This window comes from Nocardia sp. NPDC059154, from assembly GCF_042755705.1.
Lineage (GTDB): Bacteria > Actinomycetota > Actinomycetes > Mycobacteriales > Mycobacteriaceae > Nocardia.
Map to the genome: position 1 here is coordinate 1 of NZ_JBHZCS010000013.1, position 25715 is coordinate 25715.

25 protein-coding genes and 1 tRNA gene are annotated in these 25715 nt (G+C 69.8%); 7 read left to right on the forward strand and 19 right to left on the reverse strand.

Going from position 1 to position 25715, the window contains the following annotated elements; genetic code table 11:
• The coding region (locus tag ACFXN1_RS13815; protein WP_379463583.1) for a lipase family protein at positions 1-1153 on the reverse strand (1153 nt) is incomplete at its 3' end.
• 131 nt (positions 1154-1284) lie between these two features.
• Here ACFXN1_RS13815 and crcB (ACFXN1_RS13820) point away from each other — a divergent pair.
• The 6 genes from crcB (ACFXN1_RS13820) (at position 1285) to ACFXN1_RS13845 (ending at position 6214) form a co-directional block, all read left to right on the forward strand.
• Positions 1285-1716 carry a fluoride efflux transporter CrcB gene (gene crcB / locus ACFXN1_RS13820; protein WP_379444610.1) on the forward strand — a complete coding sequence of 144 codons (432 nt, stop codon included), beginning with the start codon at positions 1285-1287 and terminating at the stop codon, positions 1714-1716.
• The gene (locus tag ACFXN1_RS13825; protein ID WP_379399746.1) at positions 1709-2053 is read left to right on the forward strand and encodes a DUF190 domain-containing protein; all 345 of its coding nucleotides are present in this window, start codon (positions 1709-1711) and stop codon (positions 2051-2053) included. The genes crcB (ACFXN1_RS13820) and ACFXN1_RS13825 overlap by 8 nt, the downstream gene beginning before the upstream one ends.
• Positions 2050-2412 carry a fluoride efflux transporter CrcB gene (gene crcB, locus ACFXN1_RS13830; RefSeq protein WP_379379169.1) on the forward strand — a complete coding sequence of 121 codons (363 nt, stop codon included), beginning with the start codon at positions 2050-2052 and terminating at the stop codon, positions 2410-2412. The genes ACFXN1_RS13825 and crcB (ACFXN1_RS13830) overlap by 4 nt, the downstream gene beginning before the upstream one ends.
• A 47-nt stretch (positions 2413-2459) precedes the next feature.
• On the forward strand, positions 2460-4100 hold the full coding sequence (pgm, locus tag ACFXN1_RS13835; RefSeq protein WP_379399745.1) for a phosphoglucomutase (alpha-D-glucose-1,6-bisphosphate-dependent): 1641 nt from the start codon (positions 2460-2462) through the stop codon (positions 4098-4100).
• A gap of 77 nt (positions 4101-4177) precedes the next feature.
• Positions 4178-5404 carry an MFS transporter gene (locus tag ACFXN1_RS13840; RefSeq protein WP_379399744.1) on the forward strand — a complete coding sequence of 409 codons (1227 nt, stop codon included), beginning with the start codon at positions 4178-4180 and terminating at the stop codon, positions 5402-5404.
• Between the two features lie 72 nt (positions 5405-5476).
• Positions 5477-6214 (forward strand): DsbA family protein, encoded by a 738-nt coding sequence (locus tag ACFXN1_RS13845; RefSeq protein ID WP_379444609.1) that lies wholly within the window; start codon positions 5477-5479, stop codon positions 6212-6214.
• A gap of 16 nt (positions 6215-6230) precedes the next feature.
• Here the strand turns inward: ACFXN1_RS13845 and ACFXN1_RS13850 are convergent, their stop codons facing one another.
• Complete coding sequence (locus tag ACFXN1_RS13850) at positions 6231-6551, reverse strand: hypothetical protein (RefSeq protein WP_379444607.1); 321 nt, start codon at positions 6549-6551, stop codon at positions 6231-6233.
• 189 nt (positions 6552-6740) lie between these two features.
• A complete protein-coding gene (locus tag ACFXN1_RS13855; RefSeq protein ID WP_379444606.1) occupies positions 6741-8333 on the reverse strand; it encodes a DUF222 domain-containing protein in 1593 nt (530 codons plus the stop codon).
• A gap of 129 nt (positions 8334-8462) precedes the next feature.
• On the opposite strand from ACFXN1_RS13855, the gene ACFXN1_RS13860 reads away from it, so the two are divergent.
• Positions 8463-8535 (forward strand) — tRNA-Ala (locus ACFXN1_RS13860).
• Between the two features lie 112 nt (positions 8536-8647).
• On the opposite strand, the gene ACFXN1_RS13865 is transcribed toward ACFXN1_RS13860, so the two are convergent.
• From ACFXN1_RS13865 to ACFXN1_RS13940, 16 genes are all read right to left on the reverse strand, one after another.
• Positions 8648-10834, reverse strand: a complete 2187-nt coding sequence (locus tag ACFXN1_RS13865; RefSeq protein ID WP_379444605.1) for an MMPL family transporter — start codon at positions 10832-10834, stop codon at positions 8648-8650.
• Between the two features lie 5 nt (positions 10835-10839).
• Complete coding sequence (locus ACFXN1_RS13870) at positions 10840-11772, reverse strand: SDR family NAD(P)-dependent oxidoreductase (RefSeq protein WP_379444603.1); 933 nt, start codon at positions 11770-11772, stop codon at positions 10840-10842.
• Entirely contained in the window at positions 11769-12272 is a 504-nt protein-coding gene (locus ACFXN1_RS13875) for a DUF2505 domain-containing protein (protein ID WP_379444602.1), read from the reverse strand. The genes ACFXN1_RS13870 and ACFXN1_RS13875 overlap by 4 nt, the downstream gene beginning before the upstream one ends.
• A 2-nt stretch (positions 12273-12274) precedes the next feature.
• The gene (locus ACFXN1_RS13880; RefSeq protein WP_379399737.1) at positions 12275-14083 is read right to left on the reverse strand and encodes a BTAD domain-containing putative transcriptional regulator; all 1809 of its coding nucleotides are present in this window, start codon (positions 14081-14083) and stop codon (positions 12275-12277) included.
• A gap of 66 nt (positions 14084-14149) precedes the next feature.
• Positions 14150-14623: a DUF1772 domain-containing protein gene (locus tag ACFXN1_RS13885; RefSeq protein ID WP_379444601.1), complete on the reverse strand. Its 474-nt coding sequence runs from the start codon at positions 14621-14623 to the stop codon at positions 14150-14152.
• A gap of 155 nt (positions 14624-14778) precedes the next feature.
• Positions 14779-15186 carry a hypothetical protein gene (locus tag ACFXN1_RS13890; RefSeq protein ID WP_379399735.1) on the reverse strand — a complete coding sequence of 136 codons (408 nt, stop codon included), beginning with the start codon at positions 15184-15186 and terminating at the stop codon, positions 14779-14781.
• Positions 15176-16141 carry an NADP-dependent oxidoreductase gene (locus ACFXN1_RS13895; RefSeq protein ID WP_379444599.1) on the reverse strand — a complete coding sequence of 322 codons (966 nt, stop codon included), beginning with the start codon at positions 16139-16141 and terminating at the stop codon, positions 15176-15178. Before ACFXN1_RS13895 ends, ACFXN1_RS13890 begins: the two co-directional genes overlap by 11 nt.
• Positions 16138-16845 (reverse strand): bifunctional 2-polyprenyl-6-hydroxyphenol methylase/3-demethylubiquinol 3-O-methyltransferase UbiG, encoded by a 708-nt coding sequence (gene ubiG, locus ACFXN1_RS13900; protein ID WP_379399733.1) that lies wholly within the window; start codon positions 16843-16845, stop codon positions 16138-16140. The genes ACFXN1_RS13895 and ubiG overlap by 4 nt, the downstream gene beginning before the upstream one ends.
• A 1-nt stretch (position 16846) precedes the next feature.
• Positions 16847-18070, reverse strand: a complete 1224-nt coding sequence (locus ACFXN1_RS13905; RefSeq protein ID WP_379444598.1) for an FAD-dependent oxidoreductase — start codon at positions 18068-18070, stop codon at positions 16847-16849.
• On the reverse strand, positions 18067-18606 hold the full coding sequence (locus ACFXN1_RS13910; RefSeq protein ID WP_379444597.1) for an ester cyclase: 540 nt from the start codon (positions 18604-18606) through the stop codon (positions 18067-18069). Before ACFXN1_RS13910 ends, ACFXN1_RS13905 begins: the two co-directional genes overlap by 4 nt.
• Positions 18593-19723 carry a 3-oxoacyl-ACP synthase III family protein gene (locus tag ACFXN1_RS13915; protein WP_379444595.1) on the reverse strand — a complete coding sequence of 377 codons (1131 nt, stop codon included), beginning with the start codon at positions 19721-19723 and terminating at the stop codon, positions 18593-18595. The genes ACFXN1_RS13910 and ACFXN1_RS13915 overlap by 14 nt, the downstream gene beginning before the upstream one ends.
• 13 nt (positions 19724-19736) lie before the next feature.
• Positions 19737-22142, reverse strand: coding sequence for a beta-ketoacyl synthase N-terminal-like domain-containing protein (locus ACFXN1_RS13920; protein ID WP_379444594.1), 2406 nt, complete (start codon positions 22140-22142; stop codon positions 19737-19739).
• An 18-nt stretch (positions 22143-22160) separates the two neighbouring features.
• Positions 22161-23435 carry a beta-ketoacyl-[acyl-carrier-protein] synthase family protein gene (locus ACFXN1_RS13925; protein WP_379444593.1) on the reverse strand — a complete coding sequence of 425 codons (1275 nt, stop codon included), beginning with the start codon at positions 23433-23435 and terminating at the stop codon, positions 22161-22163.
• Positions 23432-23950: a 3-hydroxyacyl-ACP dehydratase FabZ family protein gene (locus tag ACFXN1_RS13930; protein ID WP_379444592.1), complete on the reverse strand. Its 519-nt coding sequence runs from the start codon at positions 23948-23950 to the stop codon at positions 23432-23434. Before ACFXN1_RS13930 ends, ACFXN1_RS13925 begins: the two co-directional genes overlap by 4 nt.
• Positions 23947-25251, reverse strand: a complete 1305-nt coding sequence (locus ACFXN1_RS13935; protein WP_379444590.1) for a beta-ketoacyl-[acyl-carrier-protein] synthase family protein — start codon at positions 25249-25251, stop codon at positions 23947-23949. Before ACFXN1_RS13935 ends, ACFXN1_RS13930 begins: the two co-directional genes overlap by 4 nt.
• Positions 25251-25700 (reverse strand): hypothetical protein, encoded by a 450-nt coding sequence (locus ACFXN1_RS13940; RefSeq protein ID WP_354840748.1) that lies wholly within the window; start codon positions 25698-25700, stop codon positions 25251-25253. Before ACFXN1_RS13940 ends, ACFXN1_RS13935 begins: the two co-directional genes overlap by 1 nt.
• Positions 25701-25715: the final 15 nt, after the last annotated feature.

Sequence of the window (25715 nt, forward strand, 5' to 3'; positions counted from 1 at the left end):
GTTCGGACAGTGGGTCCAGGGTGGTGGCGGCGCCGACCGGGTCGGTGCCATGGTCGGCGCCAGGGATGATGTCGAACTGGACCGGGGTGCCGGCGGCGCAGTAGCGGTCCGCGGTCTCGAGGGCGAGGTCCAGGGGGACCTGGTCGTTGCTGCCGTGCCATTCGTAGAGGGGTTGGCGGATGAGCTCCGGGACGACCTCGAGGGCATTGGCGTGCATGGTGTGGATCAGGTCCGGGTCGTTCTCCTTGCCGGGGTGGAAGACGTCGCCGATGCTGTGGTTCGCGCCGACCGTAATGATGTCGTCCACACAGGAATTGGCGATGCGGTCGCGCATCCAGAAGCCGAAGGGGGTGAGCGAGCTGTCCAGCTGGATCTGGGCGGGGTACTCGCGCTCCATGCCCACTGCCACCGCGAAGCCCAGGCCGAACAGCGGCTGGGGCGTATTGCCCACCTGGATGGCCAGTTTGCCCGGATTGACCGGCACGCCGCCCTCCGCGACGCCGACGATCGGCAGCTCGGGCGCATAGTTGGGGGCGATGGCGGCCGCGAAACCGGTGGCCATCGCACCGCCGGAGTAACCGGCCAGGCCGACCGGCGAATCACCCAGTCCCGCCGGGGCGAAACGCTCGACGGCGCGAATGCCGTCGAGGGTGATCTGCCCGCCCATGCGGGCCGCGCCGTAGGCGCTGTCGGGGCCGAGGTGATCGGGCACGGCGATCGCCCAGCCGCGCGCCAGCAGCAGCGGGAAAGCGGCAGCCTCCCGCACGCCGCCGTTGAACAGGGCGTGCGACGGCGCGCATTGCATGCCCAGGGAATTCACGAACGGCTGATACGACACCAGCGGTCGCGGGCCGGGGCCCGGGGTGATGAGGGTGGTCACCGCGGCGATGGGCACGCCGGTGGAGTTCGTGGAGCGGAACTTCAGCTGCCACACCGTCGCTCCGGGCCAGGGATGGTTGGGCACCAGGCGGGAATCGAGGACGTCACCGTTGTGGGCGGCGGCGAGATTCCCTGTGGCGTAGTAGAACCCGTCCGGGTCGGAAACCGGATAAATCGCCCCGGCCTGGGCCGCGGGGGTGGCAGCCATGGCGGCCACCAGTACCGTGGCGATTCCGAACCCTTGAACCAGCAACTTTCTGATCGACTGCCGCACCGCCAACTTGACTCCTCGAGGCCGATGGGACAACTCCGGGCAAGCGGCACTATCCTCGCAGTTCCGGGCTGCTGTTCGGGTTCACCAACACGCCGAACAGCAATTATTTGGCTAATTGGAGAGGATGGGCGGTGGCAGCGAGAGTCGCGGGCGTGGACGCCGCCCTGCTCGGTGTCATCGCCCTCGGTGGCGCAATCGGCGCGGAAGCGCGCTACGCCATGAGCCTGTGGGTGCCGCACCACGGCTCGATTCCGTGGCAGACCTTGGCGGTCAACGTGATCGGTTGCTTCCTCATCGGGGTACTGATGGTGTGTATCACCGAGATCTGGGTGGCGCACCGGCTGTTGCGGCCCTTTCTCGGGGTCGGGATTCTCGGCGGATTCACCACCATGTCCACCTACGCGGTGGAAGTTCGTACACTGCTCGAGTCGGGCCGGGTCGGCGCCGGACTGGCCTACCTCGGGGGAACGGTGGTGACAGGACTGATTTCGGTCCTGCTGGGCGTGAGTGCGACACGATGGGTATCGGAGATGGCACGACGATTGGGGGCAGGCGATGAGTGACATGGTTCGGCAGTGGGTACCCGCGTCTCGGCTGACGGTGCTGCTCGGCGAGGACGACACCTATCGGCACCGGCCCCGGTATCACGAGATCGTGCGGCGTGCCCGGGATGCCGGATTGGTCGGGGCCAGTGTGTGGCGCGGCGTCGAGGGTTACGGAGTGTCCTCCCATATCCACACGGCCCGGCTGCTCGATCTGGCCGAGCGGTTGCCGGTGATGGTGATGATCGTCGACGACACCGCGCGGCTGCGGGCGTTCGTGGAAAGCAATGCGGACCTGCTGGATTCGGTGACGGTGGCGCTCTCGCCGGTCGAGGTCTTCGCCGGAGTGCGGCGGTGACAGGGCTGCTGGTGATCCTCGGCGCGCTCTTCGGGGCGCCCGTCCGGTATCTGGTGGATCGCGCGGTGGCCTATCGATTCGATAGTGTTCTCCCCCTGGGCACACTGGCGGTGAACATGGGCGGTTCGGCCGTGCTGGGCGCGTTGATCGGTGCGGGAGCGAATCATTGGCTCCTGGCTGCCGTGGGAACGGGGTTCTGCGGCGCGCTGACCACGTTCAGTACGTTCGGGTACGAAACGGTTCGATTGGCCGAGGAGGGCGCTTACAGCTATGCGGTGGCGAACGTCGTGATCGGCGTCGGCGCAAGCCTGGCCGCGGCCTACCTCGGTGCCTTCCTCGGGCAGTGGGTGTGGCCGTGATTCTCATGACCAGCCGGGCGCAGGCGATACGGAAGGGAGGTGCGAGCATGGCCCACGATCGAGCCGGACGACCGGCCCGGGCCACGGACCTCGAGGACATCGCGCACTTGGTGACGGCCTACTACAGCCGCATTCCGGATCCGTCGGATCCGGCGCAGCTGGTGTCCTTCGGCACCTCCGGGCATCGCGGGTCGAGCCTGGACTGTGCCTTCAACGAGGCGCACATCCTGGCCATCACCCAGGCGATCGTGGAATACCGTGCCTCGCGCGGCATCACCGGGCCGGTGTATCTGGCACGGGATACGCACGCGCTGTCCGAGCCCGCCTGGACCACCGCGCTGGAGGTGCTGGCCGCCAATGACGTCACCGCCGTCATCGACTCGCGCGACAGGTACACGCCCACACCGGCTTTGAGTCACGCCGTGCTGCGGCACAATCGGGGCGGGACCCGGCACCAGGCCGACGGCATCGTGGTGACGCCCTCGCACAATCCGCCGCGCGACGGCGGGTTCAAATACAACCCGCCGCACGGCGGTCCCGCCGACACCATCGCCACCGATGCCATTGCCGCGCGCGCCAACGAGCTGCTGCGCACCGGGCTCGCCGACGTCAAGCGCACCTCGCTGGCGCAGGCGCTGGCCACCAACGTGGAGCGCTACGACTACCTGGACCGCTACATCTCGGACCTACCCAATGTGCTGAACCTGGACGCCATTCGGGGCGCCGGGATTCGGCTGGGCGCGGACCCCATGGGCGGAGCCTCGGTGGACTACTGGGAGGAGATCGGGCAGCGGTACGACCTCGAGCTCGAGGTGGTGAATCCGTTCGTCGATCCGACCTGGCGATTCATGACGCTGGACTCCGACGGGCGGATCCGGATGGATCCCTCGTCGCGGTACGCCATGGCCTCGCTGGTGGCGATTCGCGATGATTACGACATTTCCACCGGCAACGACGCGGACGCGGACCGGCACGGGATCGTGACTCCCGATGCGGGACTGATGAATCCGAACCACTACCTGGCGGTGGCGATCGAGTACATGATCGCCAATCGGATGGGGTGGGACGCGCTCACCAAGATCGGCAAGACGGTGGTGACGTCCTCCATGATCGACCGGGTGGTCGGTGTGCTCGGCCGCGACGTGTACGAGGTGCCGGTCGGGTTCAAGTGGTTCGTGCCCGGATTGTTCAGCGGCAGCCTGGCTTTCGGCGGCGAGGAATCCGCGGGCGCGTCGTTCCTGCGCATGGACGGCACCGTGTGGACCACCGACAAGGACGGCATCCTGCTCGCACTGCTGGCCGCGGAGATCACCGCCGTCACCGGGCAGAGTCCGTCCACCCGCTACACCGAACTCGAAAAACGCTACGGCTCACCCGCCTACGCCCGTGTCGACGCCACCGCCACCCCGGAACAGAAGACCCGCCTGGCGGCGTTGACGCCCGACATGATCACTGCGACCGAAATCGCCGGCGAACCCATCACCGGCATCCAGACCCGTGCCCGCGGCAATGGCGCGGCCCTCGGCGGCGTCAAGGTCACCACCGAGAACGCCTGGTTCGCCGCCCGCCCGTCGGGCACCGAGGACAAGTACAAGATCTACGCCGAATCCTTCCAGGGGCCGGAGCACCTCGCGCAGGTCCAGGCCGCGGCCGAGGAGATCGTCGGACACGCCCTCACGGGTGAATAGCGCGGCCTTCGGTCAGGTGTGGCGAATGGATGGATCGATGTGTGCGCCGGGCGGATCCGGGTGGGCGGTGCGTCGTGGTGAGTGAGGTCGAGGGGCCGGTCGGCGGGCGGCATCGGCTGCCGGTGGAGATCTGGGTGCTGGTGGGGTCGGCGTTCACGATCGCCATCGGGTTCGGGTTGGTGGCGCCGGCGCTGCCGCAGTTCGCGCGGAGTTTCGATGTGGGAGTGGCCGCGGCCTCGTTCATCGTGAGCGCGTTCGCGCTGATGCGGTTGATCTTCGCGCCGCTGGCGGGTCGGCTGCTACAGAAGCTGGGGGAGCGGCCGGTCTATCTGACCGGGCTGTTGATCGTGGCGGTGTCGACCGGTGCGTGTGCGCTGGCCCAGAGTTATTGGCAGCTGCTGGTATTGCGGTCACTGGGCGGGATCGGGTCGACGATGTTCACGGTGTCCTCGCTGGGGCTGGTCATCCGGATGTCCCCGCCCGCCGAACGAGGCCGGGTGTCGGGGGTGTACTCGACGAGCTTCCTGATCGGCTCGATCAGCGGGCCGCTGGTCGGGGGTGCGCTGTCCTTCCTGGGCCTGCGTGCGCCGTTCCTCATCTACTGCGTGGCGTTGCTGATCGCCAGCCTGATCGTGTATGTGGCGCTGCGGGATTCCCCACTGGCCCTGCCGGAGAAATCGAACGGCGCGCCCGTGATGACCTTCCGTGAGGGGCTGGCCCGGCCCGCCTACCGGGCCGCGCTGTGGGCCAACTTCGGCAATGGCGCCGCCGTTTTCGGTGTGCGCATGGCGCTGGTGCCGCTCATCGTGGTGGAGGTGCTGAAGCAGGACGCCGCCCTCGCGGGCGTGGCCCTGACCGCCTTCGCCCTCGGCAATGCCTCGGTGCTGTTCCTGTCCGGGCGGTGGTCGGACACGGTGGGCCGCAAGCCCTTCCTCATCGCAGGAACCCTGGTCTGCGCAGTCGGCACCGCGGGCATCGGCCTGGCCCCCACCCTCGTCTGGCTTCTGGTCGCCTCCTGCGTGGCGGGCATCGGCTCCGGCATGTTCACCCCCGCCCTGCAAGCGGCGGTCGCCGACATCATCGGCCCCGGCACCCGCGGCGGCCCGGTCCTCGCGGGCTACCAGATGTCCGCCGACCTGGGCACCTTCCTGGGCCCCTACGCGATCGGCATGCTCGCCGACCGCGTCTCCTACGGCGTGGCCCTCGGTGTGACCGGCGCCCTACTGGCCTCGGCATCGGCGGTCTGGCTGCTGGTACCGGAAACCCTCCGCCGAAGAGAACCCGCCGCATCCACCGCCGCCTAGCGGGTCGGCCGCAGATTTTGGTGGGGCGGGGTGGGTGTTGCTCGGGTGGGGGCGTCGGGCAGAGTGTTGCGGGTGAGCAAACCGACTTCGAAGCACACACCGCGGCCGGTCTCGAGCAAGACCACCTACGCGCTGGCCGGGCTGGCCGTTGTCGTGGTCGTGGTGATCGTGGCGGCCCTCTACCTGTGGAATCGCGGCGGCGGGGACGAGGTGCGCAACGACGGGTACGGTCCGGTGCACGATCCTGCGGTGTCGGTGGCGCTGGATTCCGACGGAGCCATTGTGCTGGGCAAGCCCAATGCGAAAACCATTGACATCTATGAGGATCCGCTGTGCCCGGCGTGTGGTCAGCTGGAGAAGATCTACGGGCAGGAGATCGCCCAGCAGGTCGACCTCGGCAAGATCGCGGTGCGGTACCGCCTGGTGAACTTCCTCGACCCGCGGTCGAGCAGCAAGGACTACTCCACCCGCGCGGTGGCCGCCAACGAGTGCGTCGCCCAGGCCGGTGACGGTCCGGTCTACTCGAAGTTCCACTCGCTGCTGTTCACCACCAAGCAGCCCGCCGAGGGCGGTTCCGACCACGACAACAAGGAACTGGCCGCCATCGCCAAGGAGGCGGGCGCCGGTGACGATGTCGCCAAGTGCATCACCTCCGGCGACCGCGCCGACACCGGCCGCGCCCACGCCGAAGCCGCGCTCAAGGCCCTCAACGACGCCCTCAACAATCGCGCCGCCACCCCGTCGGTCTTCATCGACGGCAAGAAGGTCGACGTGAACAACAAGAACTGGGTCCTCGACGCCACGAAATAGGCTGGGCGATAAGGCTTCAGGCGTCGAGGACGGGCCGGCGCAGGCGACCTGTGTAGGTGGCTGCCCGGCCCAGCGCATCCTCGGCGGCATCGAGTTCGATGAGGGCCTCGTCGAACACCTCGGCGGCGCCGGCGACGCAGTAGGCCGGGGTGGTGAGTGCGCCGGTGCCCGGCGTATCGAGCAGCAGGCCGGAGTCGGGGAGATCGCGGTAGGCGGCGGTCAGGTCCGCCAGGTCCGCGCGGAGGGTCTGCAGCCGATCTTGCAGTAGCTGCCGCCGCTGCTCCAGCAACAGCGGGTCCCGCAGGTCGGCTTCCTGGCTCGATTCGTGGTCGCTCATGTGACCAGCATGCAGTGGTGGGCCAGAACATGCAGTGGTGCACAGGAATTCGGATGTTCTTGTGCACCACCGCATGCCGGGCGGAATGGGTGGGGTGCGGCCCTCGGGGGAACGGAGAAGTGAGCCGCACCCCGGGGAGGGAGCCGGGCTGGGGGCTCGGCTCCGTGGTCGGGGAGGGGATCTTGCGGGTCAGCGCGATGCGGCTCGGGTGGGGGTTTCGGGGATGTCGTTGTCCGGGGTGGCGCGGGACAGCTGGGGGTGGATGAGGATGTGGGATTCCATCGGGTAGGCCAGGTCCTGGGTGAAAGCTGCTCCAGCCGTGGCGGTTTCGATGGGGTCGGGAACGACGCGCAGGGGGTGTGGCCTGGCGGGTGCGTCGATATCGGTGTGCGGGAACAGGTAGCGCGCACCTTCGCGCACGGTTTCGTGCGACTCGCCACTGGGGTCGATCCAGCGCATGCGATCGGTGTCCGAGAGATAGACGCGCCAGGGGTGTTTTCCGCTGTCGGCCAGTAACTTCAGCCGATGGTGATGGGTGCACAGGACGGCGCGGTAGGCGGGATTCGGGCCCGTGGCGCCGCGCGAGGGATGCGGCTCGAACTGGACCAGAGTGGTTTCCGCCGCGGGCATGGTGCAGCCGGGGAAGCGGCACAGGCCATCGACGGCGCGGACCTCACGGGGTGGCGCGCTCGAAAAAGCTCGTACCGCCACTGGTTTCGAATCCAGAGCGGTCATGGCGCGTTCCCAGGGAGCTTGCCGGACCGTATTGGTCCGTGACTCCGGCCTGCGCGAGGTGCGGGGGCCCGGCGCGCCGGCCGGTTCGGCGCGCTGGGGGGCCGCTCCGTCCGTCGCGTTCGTCTCCTGGACGGCCTCGTTCGGGAAGTACTCCGGAATCACCTGGAAACGTGCGTGTTCGGCAAGGGTGCGTGCGAGGGCGCCGTCGACGGGGCCGTAGCCGGCGAGGAAGGCCGGATCGTCGCGCAGTCCGAGCAGGGTTTCGGCGGAGACCCCGACCTGGATGAGCGGGCGGCGGGGCGTGGTGGGGGCGTCGGCCTTGGGGCAGTCGAGTCCCCGGCCGCAGCCGCAGCGCAGGCGGCCGGAGCCGTCGGCGAGCGCGACCAGCGCGTCGGTGCGGCGCTGGGACATGGTGCGGGGATCGGCCTCACAGACCTGGAGGCTCATTTCGCGTAGCCGCATGGCGAGCGCCTGGGCTCCGGCGGCGGGCAGCAGGCCGTCGAATACGGCCATGCCGTCCTGCACCGCGCGAATGCGGACGTCGCGGTCCTGCTCGCGCTCCTCGCGGCGGCGGGTCTCACCTTCGGGGTCCAGGCGGGTGACCCAGCGCTGGGCGGTCTGGCGTAATCGGGCCGGATCCGAGCGCAGCGCCGCCTCGATCAGCTTGGGCTCCAGCACTTCTCGCACCTCGTGCGGCAGGCCGCGCAGACTGTCCGCGATCACCTGCACCCGCGACAGGTCGATCCGCCCGGCCGCGAAGGCGTGCTTGGTCTGCGGTAGGGAATCCAGCGCCAACCCGATATCGATGAGGGCCGCCGCCACCGCCTCCGATACGTGCACCGCCACGGCGATCTCCGCCGCGGCGAACTCCCCGGCACGCACCCCGCCCGCTCCCGGCGCGGCATTCGCGGCCCGATGCCGGCGATACACCTCCCGCACCGCTGTGATTTCCGCCGCCTGTGCGAACGCCGCCGCCCCGTGTGCCCGCCGCAGCGCGTCGATCAGCTCTTCCTCGCCCATCGCCTCCACCTCTCGGCTATCGAACATGCGTTCGAGACTACATCGAGAAGATCGCCGCCGCCAGCCTCTGTGCAGGCGATTTGGTTTGTTCGACACCAGTCGTGTAACTTCGTTCAAGCAAGCAGGGCAACGCCCGGCTGGCAGAGAAGTGAACACGGGGCTATGGCGCAGCTGGTAGCGCACCACACTGGCAGTGTGGGGGTCAGGGGTTCGAGTCCCCTTAGCTCCACAGAACGACAGAGTCGCAGGTCATCGACCTGCGGCTCTGTTGCTTTTCCTGCGATGCATGAATCCGGGGCGGTCGGCAGGCTCGGACAGCGCCGCCTGGCCGATTACAACACCTACGGGCTGCAGGCCACTTCGGCTGGTTCTGGATGCCGCCGGCCCGGAGCCCACCAGTTGAGGCGGCCCATGGTCTGCATGAGGGCTGGGACCAGGATGGTGCGGATGATCGTTGCGTCGACCAGTACGGCCAGGGTGAGTCCCAGGCCGAAGAGCTGGACGAAGGACACCCCGGAGAACACCATGCCGACGAAGGCGATGGCCAGCAGGGCCGCCGCTGCCGTGAATATCCTTGCGGTGCGGGCGATTCCGACGGCGACGGCGCGACCGGTTGCGCCGGAGGCGAGATGCTCCTCCCGAATGCGTGACAGCAGGAACACCTCGTAGTCCATGGATACGCCGAATGCCAGGCAGAACATCAGGATCGGCATGGTCGGGACCAGATAGCCGGTCGAGGTGAATCCCAGTACGCCCGAGAGGTGTCCGTCCTGGAAGATCCACACCATCGCGCCGAAGGTGGCCGTCAGCGACAGCACCGTCAGCGCCAGTGCCTTGATCGGTAGCACCACGCTGCGGGTGAACATCAGCAGCACCAGGAACATCGACACCGCGATGATGCTCAGCGCCAGGGGAACTCGCCGGGCCAGGGTGGACACCGAGTCGGCATTGCGGGCCGCCGGTCCGCCGAAGAGCACCCGGCCCGGGGCGGGGACCGCGCGCAGGCGGTCGAGTTGAGTGGTCGCCGCCGTGGAATAGGGATCGAGGCGGGTGCCGATCCGCAGATACGTGCCCGCGTCCCCGGCCAGCGCGGATTGTGGTCCGGCCACCTGGAATCCGCCGGCGTAGGCCCCGGCGCTGGACAGCACCGACGTGACATCGGGAATCTGGGACAGCGTCTTCGCGTAGTCGCCGACCGCCGCGGTGTCACCGTGATCGTCGGGCAGGATCGCCAGGATGCCCGCGGTCAGGTTCTCGGAGAAGCCGGACCGGGAGGCGTCGCCGACATCGCGGCTGGAGCCGGCGGCGAGCACCCGATCGTCGGCCCAGCCGAAACGCACGGTGAGGAACGGCGATCCGAGCAGCAGCAGGACCGCCACCACGGCGGTGATCCACAGCACGGGACGGCGCATCACACCCATGGCGAAGCGGTACCAGCGGTCGTCTTCGACGGGAACGGGTACGGGGTCGGGGCGTCCGAGACGGCGGCGCAGGAACCGCCGCACATCCCAGGCGTCGACCCGGGGACCCATGAGCGCCAGGGCCGCGGGGAGCACCAGCAGCGTGGTGAACACCGCCGCCGCGAGCACGGCCAGCCCGGCGTAGGCGAACGAGCGCAGGAAGTACAGCGGGAACACCAGCAGCGCGGACAGCGACAGGGCCACGGTCAGACCGGAATACAACACGGTGCGCCCGGCTGTGCGCACCGTGCGAACCACGGCCTCGGCGGTGTCCGCGCCCGCCGCGATCTCCTCCCGGAACCGGCTCACCATGAACAGGCTGGAGTCGAGCGCCACCGCGAACCCGAGCGCGGTGGTCATGTTCAACGCGAAGATCGAGACATGCCCGACGGCGGCCAGCCCGCGCAGGACCGCCAGCGCGGCGCCGATGGTCACCACACCCACCAGCAGCGGCAGCATGGAGGCGATCAGGCTGCCGAACACCAGCACCAGGGCGATACCGGCCAGTGGGACGGCAATCGATTCGATGAGCACCAGATCGAGGGTCACCTGGCGGCTCATCTGGGCGAGCGCGACCGCTTCTCCGCCCGCCCGGATCTCGACCCCGTCGCGGGTGCCGTTGTACTTCTCGGCGATGGCGTCGGCCACCTTGGGTGCGGCGGTGTCATCGCCGCGCGCGAAGGCCACGATGACGGCGCTGTGCTGATTCTTGCTGCGCAAGGCCGGCCGCATCTCGGTCGCGACGCTCCAATACGACTGCACGCCTTGCAGATCCGGATCGGCGCGCAGTTCATCGGTGAGTTGCTTTCCCACGGTGGTGGCGGCCGGACCGTCGATGCCGTCGGGCGCGGTGAGCAGTAGCACGACGTTCGGCGCGGCACCAGGGAAATGCTGTTCGAGATACTGGTCCACCCAGGTGGATTCGGAGTCGGGCGCCTGAAAGCCACCGGACTGCAGGTGCATCGGCGCGGACCAGCCGACGGCGTAGCAGAGCACGGCGGCCAGCCCCGCCACCGCCAGCACGGCCCGCGCGCGGTGCTGGGCGAAGAGCGCGATTCGAGTCAGCATCGGGCTCACCGCCGTTCGGCGGGCGGCACGTGTCGCCCGGCCCGGACCAGATCTTCGGAGACCCACCAGAGTTCGGCGGCTCGCTCCTCGTCGTAGGACTCCGGTGCGCTGGGCACCTCCGCCGCCCCCGTGAAGTATTTACCGGTGGTGTCGGCGAGTTCGGGTGCGGTGACCAGCCAGGCGAGGTCCGCCGCCGACCGGGTGACGGTGCGGGCGATGGGCATGACCCGAATGAGAACCGGTGCGAGGAACCGGAATCCGATACGCGCAACAGTCGGGTAGCCGCGCGACAGCCCGGTCTGCGGCATCAGCCCGGGATCGAAGGCATTGGCCGTGATGCCCCGGTCGCGCCAACGCCGAGCGAGCTCATGGGTGAAGTAGACATTGGCGAGTTTGCTGGTGGCATAACGGATTCGGCCGTGCGCACCCGAGTCCCGCTGGTCGTCCGGGTCGGCCAGCTCCCGGGGGTGACGCCATTGCGGCGCGGGGAAGCCCATGGACTTGCGCGGCCCCTGGTGTACATCGCTGGACACCACGACGACCCGCGCGCCCGGCGCGAGTAGATCGGCGCACCCGGTGACGAGCGCGAAATGCCCGAGGTGATTGACCGCGAAGGTGAGTTCATAGCCGTCCTGGGAGGTCCGCACGCGGTCCACGATCTGGAGGCCGGCATTGCACACCACCGCGCCCAGCCGCGGATTCTTCCGGCGGCGCAGTTCCGCCACGGCCGCGTCGACCGAATCGAGCGAGGCCAGCTCCAGCCCGACCAGTTCGATCCTGGCATCGGGCGCGAGCGTGCGGATCTGCTGAACCGCTGCCTCGGCCCGCTGCGGGTCACGGCATCCGAGGATCAGCGGAATACCCTCGGCGGCCAGGCATTTCGCGGTCTCCAGACCGAGGCCCGAGGTCGCCCCGGTAATCAGCACGGGGTCGTTCATTCCGCGTTCTCCAGCCACTTCATCGTGAATTCGTCGATGGCGGCGGCGGTGTTCGCGAAGGTCTTGCTCATATCGGCCTCGATCAGCCTGCCGATCAGGGGAACTCGCGCCTCGATCGAGCCCGACATGGTGAACTCGCAACCGATCTCCGTGCGGCGCACCACCAGATCGGCGGTGAGCGAGATGGTCATGCCTTCCACCTGCCCCTGCATCCGTCCCCGGGCCACGCCGTCCTCGGGTTCGTGCCACGACTCGCTGTAGCGGTAGCGCACCCCATGGGGCCGGAAGGTCGCGGCCGGACCGGGCAGCGCCGAAGCGGGGATGACGGTGTTCACGGTGACCATTGCCAGGCCGCCCGCCGCATCGAAGGCGGCCAATTCCGCATCGGGACCGTCGATTTCGTGAATGCGCTGCTCCCAATAGTCGCGGGAGCCGAGCACGCGATGGAACAGGGTGTCCGGGTACGGGTAGGGGGTGGTGTGTTGCACGGAACGCGACATGATCAGTCTCCGAGGTTCTTGGCGTAGATGCGGTGGATGTCGAGCATTCGGTAGCGGGTGCGGTCGGCATCGTCGCGACCGACCTCGGACAGCAGGTAGGCGTCGACGAGCCGGTCCAGGGCGTCCTCCACCTGATCGACGCGCAGATCGGCCAATGCCGGTGCGGTGAACTCGGTTCCGGCCGGTATCCGGCGACCGAGCTCCCGGAACAGTCCGGCGGCGGTGGGGTCGAGCCGGTCGAAGGTGAGATCGAGGCTCGCGCGCATGTCCAGCGCCTGATACGACACCACTTCGAGGCGGCGCTGTTCATCGCTGATCCGGGCGAGCATGTGGGCGAAGGTCCAATGGGGCCGCGTCGTCATGCGGCAGGCGACGGCGCGCAAGGCCAGCGGAATGCCGGAGCAGTGGTCGGCGACCGTCCCGGCGTCCTCCCATTCGGGCAGCACGCGGGCGCGCCCGACGGTGGCGACCAGCATCTGCAGCCCCTGGGTGCGGGACAGCTCGTGCAGGACGAAGGTGCGAACGGTGGTGAGCCCCAGGGCGAATCGGCTGGTGATCAGGGCGGTGCCGACGCCGCCCGGGGGCAGCAGCGGGATGACCTGGGATTCGGTGGCCGCATTGTCCAGAATGACGAGCACCCGCCGATGCGCCAGTCGCGCCCGGTACAGATTGACCCGCTCGGCCAGGGACTTCGGCATGGCGTCGGCCGGTATGCCCAGCGCCGTGAGCAGCCGTCCGAGCACCGTCTCCGGGGTGGTGCACGGCCCCTCGGCGAGGTCGGCGTACAGCAGTCCTTCGGGAAAGCGGTCGCGCAGGCAGTCCGCCGCCTGCAGGACCAGCGCCGTTTTGCCGACCCCCGCGCCGCCGGTCACCAGCACCGGCCGCGGTGCGGGATCGTCGGTCAGCATGCCGGTGAGCGTCGCCAATTCGGTGTCCCGGCCGCTGAATCCGAGCGGAGCCAGCGGCAGCGTATCGGGCGCGACGGCCAGGCCGTGCGGCCGGAGCCCACCGGATTCGGCGCGCACGGTGAGCGGCGGGTAGGCCGGTGCGTCCAGCTCGGGCAGGTCGCCGCGCAGGATGCGGCTGTGTAGATCCCGCATCCCCGGACTCGGGTCCGCGCCCAGTTCGTCGGCGATGAGCCGGCGCGCCAGCTCGTACTGCCGCAGCGCCTGGGCGGTCTCGCCATTGAGGAAGTAGGCGCGAATCAGCCGCTCCTGCAACCCCTCCACCAGCGGATCCTCGAGGAGCGTGGTGTGCAGCCGGTTGATGACCAGCGAGTGATTGCCGCGCCGGATCTCCGCGTCGGCCCAGTCCGCGGTCACCTCGTGCTTGAGCCGGTGCAGGGATTCGCTGAGCCGCCGGGCCCATTCGCTGTCCAGACCCGTCATGGCACTGCCGTTCCACAGGTTCAGCCCGGCCGACAGCCGCTCGACCCGATCGGGATCGTCGATGTCGGTGGCGCGGGCCCGGTCGACCAGATCCATGAAGTGCCACAGGTCGACCGATTCCGGCGGGGTGGAGAGCATGTAGCCGCCGGGGCCGCGGTGCACCTGGACCGGGTCCGCGCCGGTGCCGGAGGTGGCCTCGGTGAGCAGACCGCGCAGCCGGGCGACGTAGGTGTAGACGGCGTCGCGCGCGGCGGCCGGCGGGGAGTCGCCCCAGACCCGGTCGATCAGGGTGTCGATCGACAGCGGCCGGCCCGAATCCACCAGCAGCGCGGCCATCAGGCTGCACTGCCGGGGCGGACCCAGGTCCACGATCTTGCCGTGCACGTGCAGCTGCACGGGCCCGAGGAGTTTGAACTGAATCATTGCCACGCCTTCGTTTCCCGTCGTCACGCGCGAACGCGCGGGCGGGTTATGGTGCGGCGCACTCGATTACACCGAGAGCGCCGCGAGAAATAGTGCAACCAGGGCGATTCCCTGCAGGATCACGCGGACCACGATGACGCTGTCCCAGGTGCGCTGCATGTCCCGGACGTCGACCGGCACCCGGTCGGCCAGCACCGCGGCGGTGAGTTCCTTGTTGACCGGCGCGCTGACCCGCGCGTAGATGCCGAGCCAGATGGCCAGGGCCACCACGGCCGCCGCTGTGAGAATGCCCGCGGCCGCCTTCCCGTCCAGGAAGGCGGCCCCGGCGGCGACGACCGCCGCGACCACGCCGACGGCGCCGGGAATCGGCATGCGCTTGTCGGCGACCTCGTGAATGCGTCCGGTGGCGGCCGTCAGCGCGCGGTCGTCGATGCGAGCCAGCGCCGTGCGCAGCACCAGGGCGCAGAAAAAATCCGTCCCGTAGACCACAGCCGTCGTCATGATCGAAATTCCGATGGCGGACAGTAAGAAATAATTCATGGGAAGAATCCTCGGCGTAGTTATCGTCGCAAGGTGTCGTGAATAGTATGTTGCACCTTGCGGCACAACAGGTTTCACCGAACTGTGATTGTCACGATGTCCAGTTCCTGCCCGGTGTGGGCTGTGATCCGATATAAGCGGACTTGGTCAGGTATTTACTCGCGCAAGGCCGCGGCCACCATAATTCCGCCCGCCAATCCGGCCGCGGTGAGCAGCTCCCAGGTGTCCGGCGGGCCGGTGAGGCCGAGGCGGGCGCGCTTGTTGAGCGTCACTGTCGCATCCACCAGTTCGAGCGCGACGCCCAGGACGAACCAGTGCCGCACCGGATGTCCGCGCCGCAGCGACCAGAGGGTGCCGAGCCCGATCACCACGTCCCGGGTGCCGAACGCGCGGGTCGGCAGCGAGGAGGCGTCCTCGTCGTACTCACCGGACCAGGACTTCGCGACGGCCGCGGGCGCGGTGAGCATGCCGGTGCCGATGGCGATGCGGGCCAGTGCCTGGGACCACGCCGCCTGCCGCACCATCGCCTGGGTGCGTCGGACGAGCATCGAATTACCGTTCATCGTAAGGTCTTTCCTCCGCACAGGCGGCCACGTCCACGGCGACCACCACTTTTCCGCGGGCATGCCCGCCCTGACTGAGCAAGTGCGCCTGCGCGGCGTCGGGCAGCGGGTAGACCGCGCCGACCGGCACCCGGAACACGCCCTTGCCCGCGAGCGCGGCCACCACCGGCAGATCCCCGGTGTCGGGTCGCGTGAACACGTACGCGCCGCCGAGTTCGCGGGCCTTGGGATCGACCACCGAGGCGAACCGGCCGTGCGGCGCGAGCAGCGGCAGCACCGTGCGCTGTATGCGCTTGCCGACCGCGTCGAGCAGCACATCGACCCCGGCCGGCGCGAGCGCGCGCACCGAATCTCCGAGTCCCACAGCGTAATTCACCGGCTCCGCGCCCAGTTCGCGTAGGAAGGCGTGATTGCGGTCGCTGGCCGTGCCGATCACGCGCGCGCCCAGGTGCACCGCCAGCTGCACCGCGACACTGCCGACGCCACCCGCCGCGCCGTGCACCAGCACCGTCTCGCCGCGTCGCACATTCAGCACCCGCACCAGTGCCTGGTAGGAGGTGAGCGCGGCCAGCGGCATGGCGGCGGCCTCGGCCCAGCCCAGATTCGGCGGCTTGAGCGCGAGCGCTCGCACCGGGGCGGGCATGACCTCGGCGAAGGCGCCCCGGCTCAGATAGTCCTCGCGGACACAGCCGACGACCTCGTCGCCCACGGCGAATTCGGTGACGCCGATTCCGATTTCGCGCACCACCCCGGATACGTCGGCACCGGGGACGATCGGGAACACGGTGTCGGCGAAGGGATCCAGATAGCCCTCGCGCGCCTTCCAGTCGATCGGGTTGACCGAGGCGGCCTTGACGTCGAGCAGCACCCCGTCGAGCGCCATCTTGGGCACCGGCAGTTCGCCGTATTCGAGGACCGACGCGTCGCCGTAGCGCCGGTAGAAGACCGCCTTCACGACCGCACCGCCGCGCCGATGTAGGTGGAGGACAGGTCCGGGGTGGTGAACATGAGCAGGTTGCCGTCGCGCCGCTTGCCGAGAATGGTCAGCCCGCGCTGCTTCGCCAGCGGTGTCAGGCCCGCCGCGTCGAGGTGGCGGCGCAGCTCCGCGGGCTTGATGAACTGGTGGTGATGGTGGGTGCCGCGGGCCACCATGCCGGTGAGGTACTCGGGGATCCAGATCATGACGATCCGGGCCATGAGCGTGCGATTGATGGTGTCGTAGCAGAAGATTCCGCCGGGGCGCAGCACGCGGGCGATCTCACGGACCGCCAGCGCCGGATCGTCGACGTGCTCGAGCACGTCGACACAGGTGACGACGTCGAAGGCGGCGTCGGGGTACGGCAGCTTCTCGGCCCGCCCGACCGCGTACTCGATGGCCTTGCCGGTCGCCTCGGCGTGCGCGCGGGCGGCGGCGACCAGGCGGGCGGACGGGTCCATCCCACTGACCACGGCCCCGCGCCCGGCGAGGAACTCGGTGGTGAAGCCACCCCCGCAGCCGACGTCGAGAACCTTCTTGCCCGACCAGTCCTTCACGAATCGGTCGAAGTACTCGAAGCGCGGGCGCTGGAAGGAGGTGAGCCCCTTCATGGCGGAATCGTCGTCCCACCAGGATTCGGCGAAGTCGCCGAAGAAGTCGCTCTCCGTCTGGGATTGCTTCATGTCATGCTCCGTCTGTCTGAAAACTCTTGTCCGGCAGGGGTTTCGCTGGTGTGCGCCAACGGGTGGCGTAGGCGATCTGGTCGCGCTCGGCGATCCGGAACACCAGCCGCGGCCACACCGCGCGCATGCCGAGTTCCCGCAGCCGAATGAGCAGGGGGTTCTCCAGCGCGCCCAGTCGGCCGATGCGGTGGGCGACCTGCTGCAGACCGGCCGTGCGGGCGCGGCGCTGTTTCTCGTAGCGGCGCAATGCGTTCACGGGATCGGTGGTGTCCAGTTCCTCGGCGAGCACCAGCGCGTCCTCGAGCGCCTGGCACGCGCCCTGGCCGATATTGAAGGTGATCGGGTGGGCGGCGTCGCCGAGCAGGCTGACCCGGCCGGACCCCCAGCGCCGGTCCGGCGGCCGGTCCAGCACATCACTGCGGATGATGGCCTCCGGCGGCGTGGCTTCCAGGATGTCCGCGATCGGCGGCATCCAGCCGCGATGACGCTCGAGCAGCATCGCACGGACGTCGCCCGTATCGCGGCCGCCGGGTGCGCCGTTGGCGACGCTCATCCAGTGCACGACGCCGGGTGCGACGTCGTAGAAGGTGAAGCGGGTACCGGGACCGAACAGGGCGTAGAAGGTGCCCGGCGGGATCTTCTCGTGTCGCAGTTCGGCTTTGCCGCGCCAGGCGATGTAGCCGGTGTAGCGCGGCGGGCGCTCGCCGAGCAGTCCGGGGCGCACCGCGCCGTTGATGCCGTCCGCGCCGATGAGAACGTCGCCGCGCACCCGCTCACCGTCGGACAGTTCCACGGTGACGCCGGCGTCGTCCTGCTCGAAGCCGGCAACTCCGGCGCCCGTGCGAATCTCGGTGCCGCCCGGATACGCCGACACCGCCGCGCTGAGCACCCGATGCAGCACCGAGCGTTCGACCGCGATGGTCGGAGCGCCGTACCGGTCGGCGAAGTCGCCGACCGGCCATGCGCCGAAAAGGTCGCCGCGCCAGGTGCCGAAGTGGGTGATGTGCTGGATCGGCGCGGTTTCCAGCACCTCGTCGAGTACGCCCAGCCGTTGCAGCGCGATGGTGCCATTGGTCCAGATGTGCAGTCCGGCACCGCCATCGCGCAGGTCGGTGGCCCGCTCGAACACCCGCACGCGGATGCCGCGCTCCCGCAGGGCGAGTGCGGCGGCCAGGCCGCCGATGCCGCCGCCGGAGATGAGGACGGTGAGCGGTTGGGCCGTCACGGCTGTTCCGTCGCGGTCAGCGCGGTGGCGGCCGCCGCCAGATCCGCGAGATCCATCCCGCCGCCGCGGCGGCGGCCCTTGCGGGCCAACGCGCCGGACATCAGCCAGCCCAGGCCCAGTGCCTCCAGCATGGAGGACTCGACGCCGATGCCCCAGCGCTCGGCGATCAGGCCGTTCGCCAACCGCCACACCACGACACCGTGGAATTCGATCCGCTCCCCGGTGGGGTCCATTCCCAGGAACTCACCGGTGAAGGTGCCGCGCCAGGTGTTGTGGATGACCACGTGGTCGGCGTGCGCACTGAGCGCTTCGATGGTGACGTGCAGGTCCGGAAAGCCTTGGCGCAGACCGGCGATGGTGTACTTGACGCCCTCGGTGCCCTCCGGCGCGCCGGGCAGGGGCTGGTGATCGACCATGTCCGGCGCGTAGATCTGGTCGACCACGGAGAAGTCGCCCGCGTTGACGAACTCGTCGAACACGCGCCGGATGATGCGGGCATTGTCCTCGGGGGTGAAAACCGGCTCAGGCGTGGACATTCGCGGTCTCCTCACCGGGCGCGGGCGCTTCCCAGCGCAGCGACAGGCCGGCGTACAGGTAGCGGCTGGCCTCCACGGCCAGCAGCAGGACCCGGTCGCCCGGCCGGACGCGGCCCTGTACCCAGCCCTCGTCGAGGGCCAGCGGCACGGCGGCGGAGCCGGTCGCGCCGACGGTGGCGAGGTTCTCCACGATGTTCTTGGCCAGCACCGCCTGGTCCTCGGGAGAGACTCCGGCGGCATCGAACTCGGCGGTGAAGTAGTCGGCATTGCCCTCGGGCAGCACGCAGGCGTCGATCTCGGCCACCGTGAGCCCGGTGCGGGTCAGCATGTCGCGCATGCCCGCCACGAAGACCTTCGGCCCGAAGGTGGCGGTCCCGGAGACATCGAGTTTCATCTCCACCAGGCGCTTGCGTTTGGCCTGATCGGCCACGGGCTCGTGGGTGCCGCCGCCCACGATCTGCATGCCGGGCTTGCGGTCGCCGCCCAAACAGGCGGTGGCGAACTGGAATTCGCCGTTCGGGTCGGCGCTGCCCGGTTCCCCGGCGCGCAGCACGACCGCCCCGGCCCCGTCGCCGAAGGAGTTGATGACCAGCCGGTCACGCATGCGCACCGACTCCGGGTCCATGCCCAGGTACATCGGGGCCAGCAGCGGGGAGATCGCCTCCGCGCCGATCACCACGGCGGTGCGGTAGGTCCCGTCCGCGAGCATGCGCCGCGCGTAGTCCAGTCCCTGCACGAAACCCGTACAGGCGGCCCGGAATTCGATGGACGCGCAGTGCGCCAGGCCCAATTGCTCCTGAACATAGGTGACCACCGCCGGCAGCTGGTATTCGGGGCTGGCCGAGGACACCACCAGCAGGTCCACCTCCGCCGGATCGATGTCCGCGCGGGCGAGGGCGCGTCGTGCGGCGGTGGCGGCCATGGTGTTGGTGCCGGTGCCGTGCTCGCCGGTGGCGGGATCGATCATCCAATGCCGTTGGCGTACTTGGATATTGTCGAGCACCTCGGCGGGCAGGGTGCCGCACAGGCGCTCCAGGGTGGCATTGTCGATCGGGTCGCCGGGCAGGAACGAGCCCGTGGCCAGGATCGAGACGTGACGTGGTTCGGGATTCGGCATGTGGTGTCTCCGTTCACGAGTGGATGACCGCGGCGGGGTGCCGCAGCACGAAACTGGTGTGGGTGCCGCCCAGTGAGGAACCGTTGACCAGCACCGGGCCGTGGTCGCCGCCGCGCTGCCAGGCGGTGATGGCCAGCGCGGCGGCCAGTTGCGCGCCCGCGCCGATGGGATCGCCCAGGACCCGCTTCGGCTCGGGCCGGGCGCAATTCGCGCTGAGACCGAGCCGGTCGATGGCACGCCGCTCCGGGCCGTCCACCACGGGCAGGCCCGCCGCGGCGGTCCAGACGGCGGAGAGGTCGGCGGGGGATACCCCGGCCGCGGCCAGGGCGTCGCGCATAGCCCGCTCCATCCCGCGGCCGCGCGGATCCCACCGGGCGATGCCCAGGGCATCGGAGGTGGTCGCGTACCCGGCGAGCACCGCGATCGGGGTGACGCCCCGCTGCCGCGCCACCGAGGCCCGCTCCAGCAGCAGGGTGACGCTGCCCTCGGCGAGCCGGAAGCCCCGGCCGTGGCGGCCGGTGAAAAGCCCCGCGCCCCGGTACGCATCGAGGGCGTAGGGGGACAGCTCGTCCGCGCCGGTGCACAGCACGGCGTCCGCGCGTCCGGCGCGCAGCAGGTCGAACGCGGTCCCGAGGGCAGCGGCCCCGGCGGCGTGGCCCGAGGTCAGGGTGGAGGTCGGGCCCTTGGCCCCCAGGGCCATGGCCACCTGTCCGGCGGCGGCATTGAAGACGGTGTTGGGGAAGATGGCGGGGCTGCCCTGGGTGGGTCCGCCGAGCACGGTCGGTTCGAAGAATCGGGAAATGCTGCTCATCGGCCCGATACCGGTGCCGACGACCACACCCACGCCTTCGTGGGCGGTGAGTCCGGCCGCGGCGAGCGCCTGCTGACTGGTCGCGACTGCCAGCTGCCCGAGGCGGTCCATGCGCCGGCGGGCCTTGGCCGGAATATCGGCACCCGGGTCGGTGCTGACGCGGGCGAGCCGTAATCCCTGGTGCGACTCCGTCGTCACGGTGTCACCGGTCCAGGCGTCCCAGAGTTGATCGGCATCGGATGCCCCGCCGATCAGCACGCCGATCCCGGTGACGACGACCTCGTCGGCGGCGACGGGCTCGAGATCGGTGCGGGCGGTACCGGGCCGGCCGTACACCACACAGGCATTGGCTCCGGCGAATGCGAAGTTGTTCGACGCCGCGACCCGCATGGGCAGCGCCCGCGCCTCGGGTGCGGGGTCCAGGCCGCAGCCCGGGTCGGTCTCGGCGAAACCGGCTGTCGGCGGGACCATTTCATCGCGCAGTCCGAGGATGGTCACGATGGCCTCGACCGCCCCGGCCGCACCCAGCAGATGGCCGATCATGGACTTGGTGCTGCTGAGCGCCACCGTCGACGCGGCCTCGCCCAGTGCGGCCCGCACCGCATTGCTCTCCGCCGCATCATTTTTCGGCGTGCCGGTGCCGTGGCCGTTGATGTAGGGCACGTCCTCGGGCGCGAGACCGGCGGTGTCGATGGCCGCGCGAATCGCTCGGGCCGCACCCGCGCCCTGCGGATGCGGGGCCGTGGCGTGGTAGCCGTCGGCCGACATGCCGTAGCCGAGCACCTCGGCGATGATCGGCGCACCGGCCGCCAGCGCCACCTCGGCGGCCGCCAGCACCATCATGCCCGCGCCCGCGCCGAGCGAAAGCCCGTCACGATCACGGGAATACGGCCGGGCCGGGCGCGTGGACAGCGATTCGACGCTGGTGAATCCGTAGTAGGCCATCTCGGTGAGCGCGTCGCTGCCGCCCACCAGCATGGCGTCGGCCCGGCCCGCGCGGATCTGCTCGACCGCATGCGCCAGCGCGTGCGCGCTGGACGCGCACGCGGTATTCACCGACAGCACAGGACCTTTCAGCCCGAACGCCGCGCTGAGCGCCTCCGCGCAGAACTGTGGCGGCACCAGCAGCAGATGCCGGTCGTCGCCGAGACCCAGCCCGTCCGCGTCGACCGTCCGCCCGGCGTCGACCGCGCGGCGCACAGCCTTCTCGGCACTGCGGATTCCGCTGTTGCAGCTGCCGAACGCCACCCCCCACCGGTGCGCGGGCAGGGCGTCCGGTCGTGGTGGCGCGCCGTCCTCGAGCACGCCCAGACCCGCGCCCGCCATGGCCTCCTCGGCCGCGATGAGCGCGTAGTCGACGGCGGGTTCCGGGTCGGTGAGACCCAGCGGCGTGAGGTAGTCGTATTTGGGGCGCGGCGGGTCGAGGATCTCGCCGCCGATGGCCCCGGCGAGTCCGGGCACCGCGAGCTCGCGCAGCGGCCGGATGGCCACCTCGCCGCCGCGCACCCGCTGCCACAGTTCCTCCGCGCCGACGCCGTACGCGGTGATCGCGCCGAGCGAGGTGATCACGATGCGCCGGTGCGGCGCGAGATGAGGGGTTTCGTGCATGGCCGAAGTTCCTGTCGGTCAGTTCGATGCGGTGAGGGTGAGCGCCACGGCCTGGCCCTCCAGGCCGCGGGCCAGGGCCAGCGCGACCCGCGGATTCGCCTGGCGCGCGGCGCCGGACACGATGTCGAGATCGCAGCCGGGCGCGGGTGTTTCGTGGTTGCCGGTGGCGGGCACGACGCCGGAGTCCAGGGCCAGTCCCGCGAGTGCGGCATTCAGCGCACCGGCTCCGCCCACCAAGTGACCGGTCTGTGGTTTGACGCTGGTCACCGCGGCCCTGTGGGCTTCGGGACCGAGGGCGGTGCGCAGGGCGCGCACCTCACTGGCATCGCCGAGCGCGGTGGCGCAGCCGTGGGAGAACACGGCGTCCACCGCCGGCGCTCCGGCGTCGGACAGGGCCGTCGAGATGGCGCGGGCCAGTCCCCGTCCGTCCCGATCGGAGGCGGGTACGCGCACACAGTCATTGCCCATGCCGTAGCCCGCGAGCTCGGCATAACAGCGCGCGCCGCGTCGCAGTGCCCGGTCACGCTCTTCGAGGATCAGGATCGCCGCGCCGTCACCGATGACCGAACCGCTGTGTTCCCTGTCGAAGGGGCGAAAAGCCTTGCCGCCCAGATCGTTGCGTGGCGAGAGCACCCCGAGCCCGTCCAGTTTGGCCATTGCCCACCAGTTGGTGGCGTCGTCGTACCCGCCCGCCACCGCGATATCGGCCTCGCCCCGGCGGATCGCCCGCATGGCCCGCCCGATCGCGGTCGCCCCGGAATCCGCCGCGCCCGCATAGAAGGCATTGGGTCCGCGCAGGCCGAACAGCGAGGAGATGTGGTAGGTCCCGCCGTTCTGCAAACCCTCCACGTACGCCAGCGGCGGCACGATCGAGCGGGCCAGCTCCCCGAGCCGCCGCATGTCCGGTCCGCCGTCTGCGCCGCGGATGGCCTCCAATTCGGTGATCGAATCGTCGCGCTGGCAGATGTCCTTGTTCCCACCGAGATACAGGCCGGTGCGGTGGCCGAGGTCGCGTTCCTCGAGTCCCGCGTCCCGCAGCGCGAGGGTGGCCGCCGCGACGCCGTACTGGTCGCCGCGGGTGGAGGTGCGCATGGAGCGCAGCGACAGGAACCGGCTGGGATCGAAGTCGGGGATCTCCGCGCCGAGCCGGGTGCGCAGCGGCGACGGATCGTAGGCGCGCAGGGGGCCGATGGCGGTGCGCCCGGCCACGATCGCCGACCAGGTGTCGTCCGCACCCTCGCCGAGCGCCGTGACCAGACCGATCCCGGTGATCACGACGCGCCGCGCGTTCACGACTTCGCCTCGGCGGTAAGCCCATTCGCTTCCGCGGTGCTCCCATTCGCTTCCGCGGTGCGCCCGTTCGCTTCCGCGACCGGCCTGCGGACCAGGCGGAGGGTGCGGACGGCCGCGACGGTGGCCTCGCCCACGCGAGCGGTGGCCTTCCACCGGGACTCGGCGGGATCCGCGCCGGCACCGGCCGTTTCGACGGTGATGCGCACCTGGTCACCGGGCGTCACGAAGCGCCGGAAGCGCAGCCCCTCGGCGGCCCGCAGCCGCAGCAGCGGATCACCGGCCGCGAGCACGGCCAGCGCGATCATGCTCTCGGTCAGCAGCACGCCGGGCAGGATGGGGCGGCGCGGGAAATGGGTGTCGAAGAACGGCAGGGTGCCGGTCACGTTCAGCAGGGCCTCGGCGCGAATTCCGGGACTCACCTCCAGGATTCGATCGAATCCCGGGGTGCCGATACCCGCGGCCGGGACTTCGGCGGGCGTCGGGAGTGCGGTGGGCACGGTGTAGGACGCGGTCATGGCAGCTCCTGGGGTCTGCCCACCACGAGGCAGGTATTGGAACCGCCGAACGCGAGGGCATTGATCATGGCCGCGCGCACCGGCATGGAGCGCGCGCGATGGGGGACGTAGTCGAGATCCAGTGCCCGGTCCGGGGTGTCGAGATTCAGGGTGGGCGGAACCACCGAATCCCGGAGCGCGCCCAGCGCCGCCAGCAGATTGAGCGCCGCCGCGGCGGCGGTGAGATGCCCGGTCATGGATTTGGGGGAGGACACCACCAGCCGGTGCGCGTCGTCGCCGAAGACCTTCTTGATCGCCCGGGTCTCGGAGACGTCATTGCCCGGCGTGCTGGTGCCGTGCGCGGCAATGTAGTCGATATCTGCTGTGCCCAAGCCGGATTCGCCGAGCGCGGATTCCATGGCCTCGATCGCGCCCGAGCCGTCCGGTGGCGAGTCGGTGATGCGCCAGGCGTTCATGGTGGACCCGTACCCGAGCAACTCGCCCAGGATCGGTGCACCGCGATCCAGCGCGGACTCGAGATCCTCCAGGACGAAGGCCACCGCGCCCTCGCCGATGACGAACCCGCTGCGGTCGGCGTCGAAGGGCCGGGACGCCTTGGCGGGATTGTCGTTGTAGCGGTCGGTCATCGCGCCCAGCAGACCGAATCCGAGAATGTCGGCCCAGGTGGTGAGCGAGTCGTAGCCGCCCGCCACTATCATGCGGGCATCGCCCTCCTGGATCAGCCGGAACGCCTCGCCGAGGGCGTGCCCGGAGCCGGCGCAGGCGGTGTGGATGCCCACCATGGGCCCGGTCGCGCCGATCAGCCGCACCATGGCATTGAGCGCCAGGTTCTGATTCCCGGTCAGGGTCGCCGACGGCGCGGGCCGCACGAAGGCGTCGGGTTGACCGGTGCGAGAACGCAATTCGGATACCTTCAGCACCAGGTTGAGATCCGGGCGGCCCACGCTCGCGCCCATCGCGACACCGCGATCCGACGGTGCGTAGGGGGTCTCGGTGAGCGGGTCGAGGCCCGCCGACCGCAGGGCCTCGCCGGTCGCGGCGAGCCCGAACAACCCCGGTCGCGACACCCAGCGCCGGTCAGCGGCTGCCGGGACGGCGGTGGCCGGATCGAAGGAGTCGGGCACCAGCCCGGCGATCCGGACCGGGAAGGTGGTGCAGTCGAAAGTGGTCAATGTCCCGATGGCATTGCGGCCCTCGATCATTCCGGCCCAGGTGGTCGGCGCGTCGACGCCCAGGGGGGTGACCGCTCCCACGCCCGTCACGGCTACCCGCCGCAGTCCCGCCGCGTTCGTGGCGCTCATCAGACCAGCTCCTCGCCGAGCAGCTGGCGCGCCATCCGTTCGGTGTCGACCGGATCGTCGAGCCGATCGGCCTCGATGAGGGCACACATGATGTTGCGGGCGAACAGGATTCGCTCGCCGTCCACCTCGATCCAGCCGTCCACCACCGCCGCCTCCGGCGTCGCGTGCACCACCTGTGCGGTCATGCGCAGCACGTCACCGGGCACCGCGTCGCGGTACACGGTCACCTCACCCACGGTGAGCAGCGCGGCCCGGCGGGTGTGCGCCGAACTCAGCAGCACCAGCCAGGCGCCGGCCTGGCACAGCGCCTCCAGCGCCAGGCCGAAGGGCAGCACCGGGCCGGCGGCGGAGGGCTGCCAGACGTTCTCGTAGACCGAGGTGAGTTTGCGAGCGGTAATGTGCTGCAACGGTTCCCAGGACTCGATGCGGTCGATGAGATGAAATCGCATGGCAGTCACTCCTTT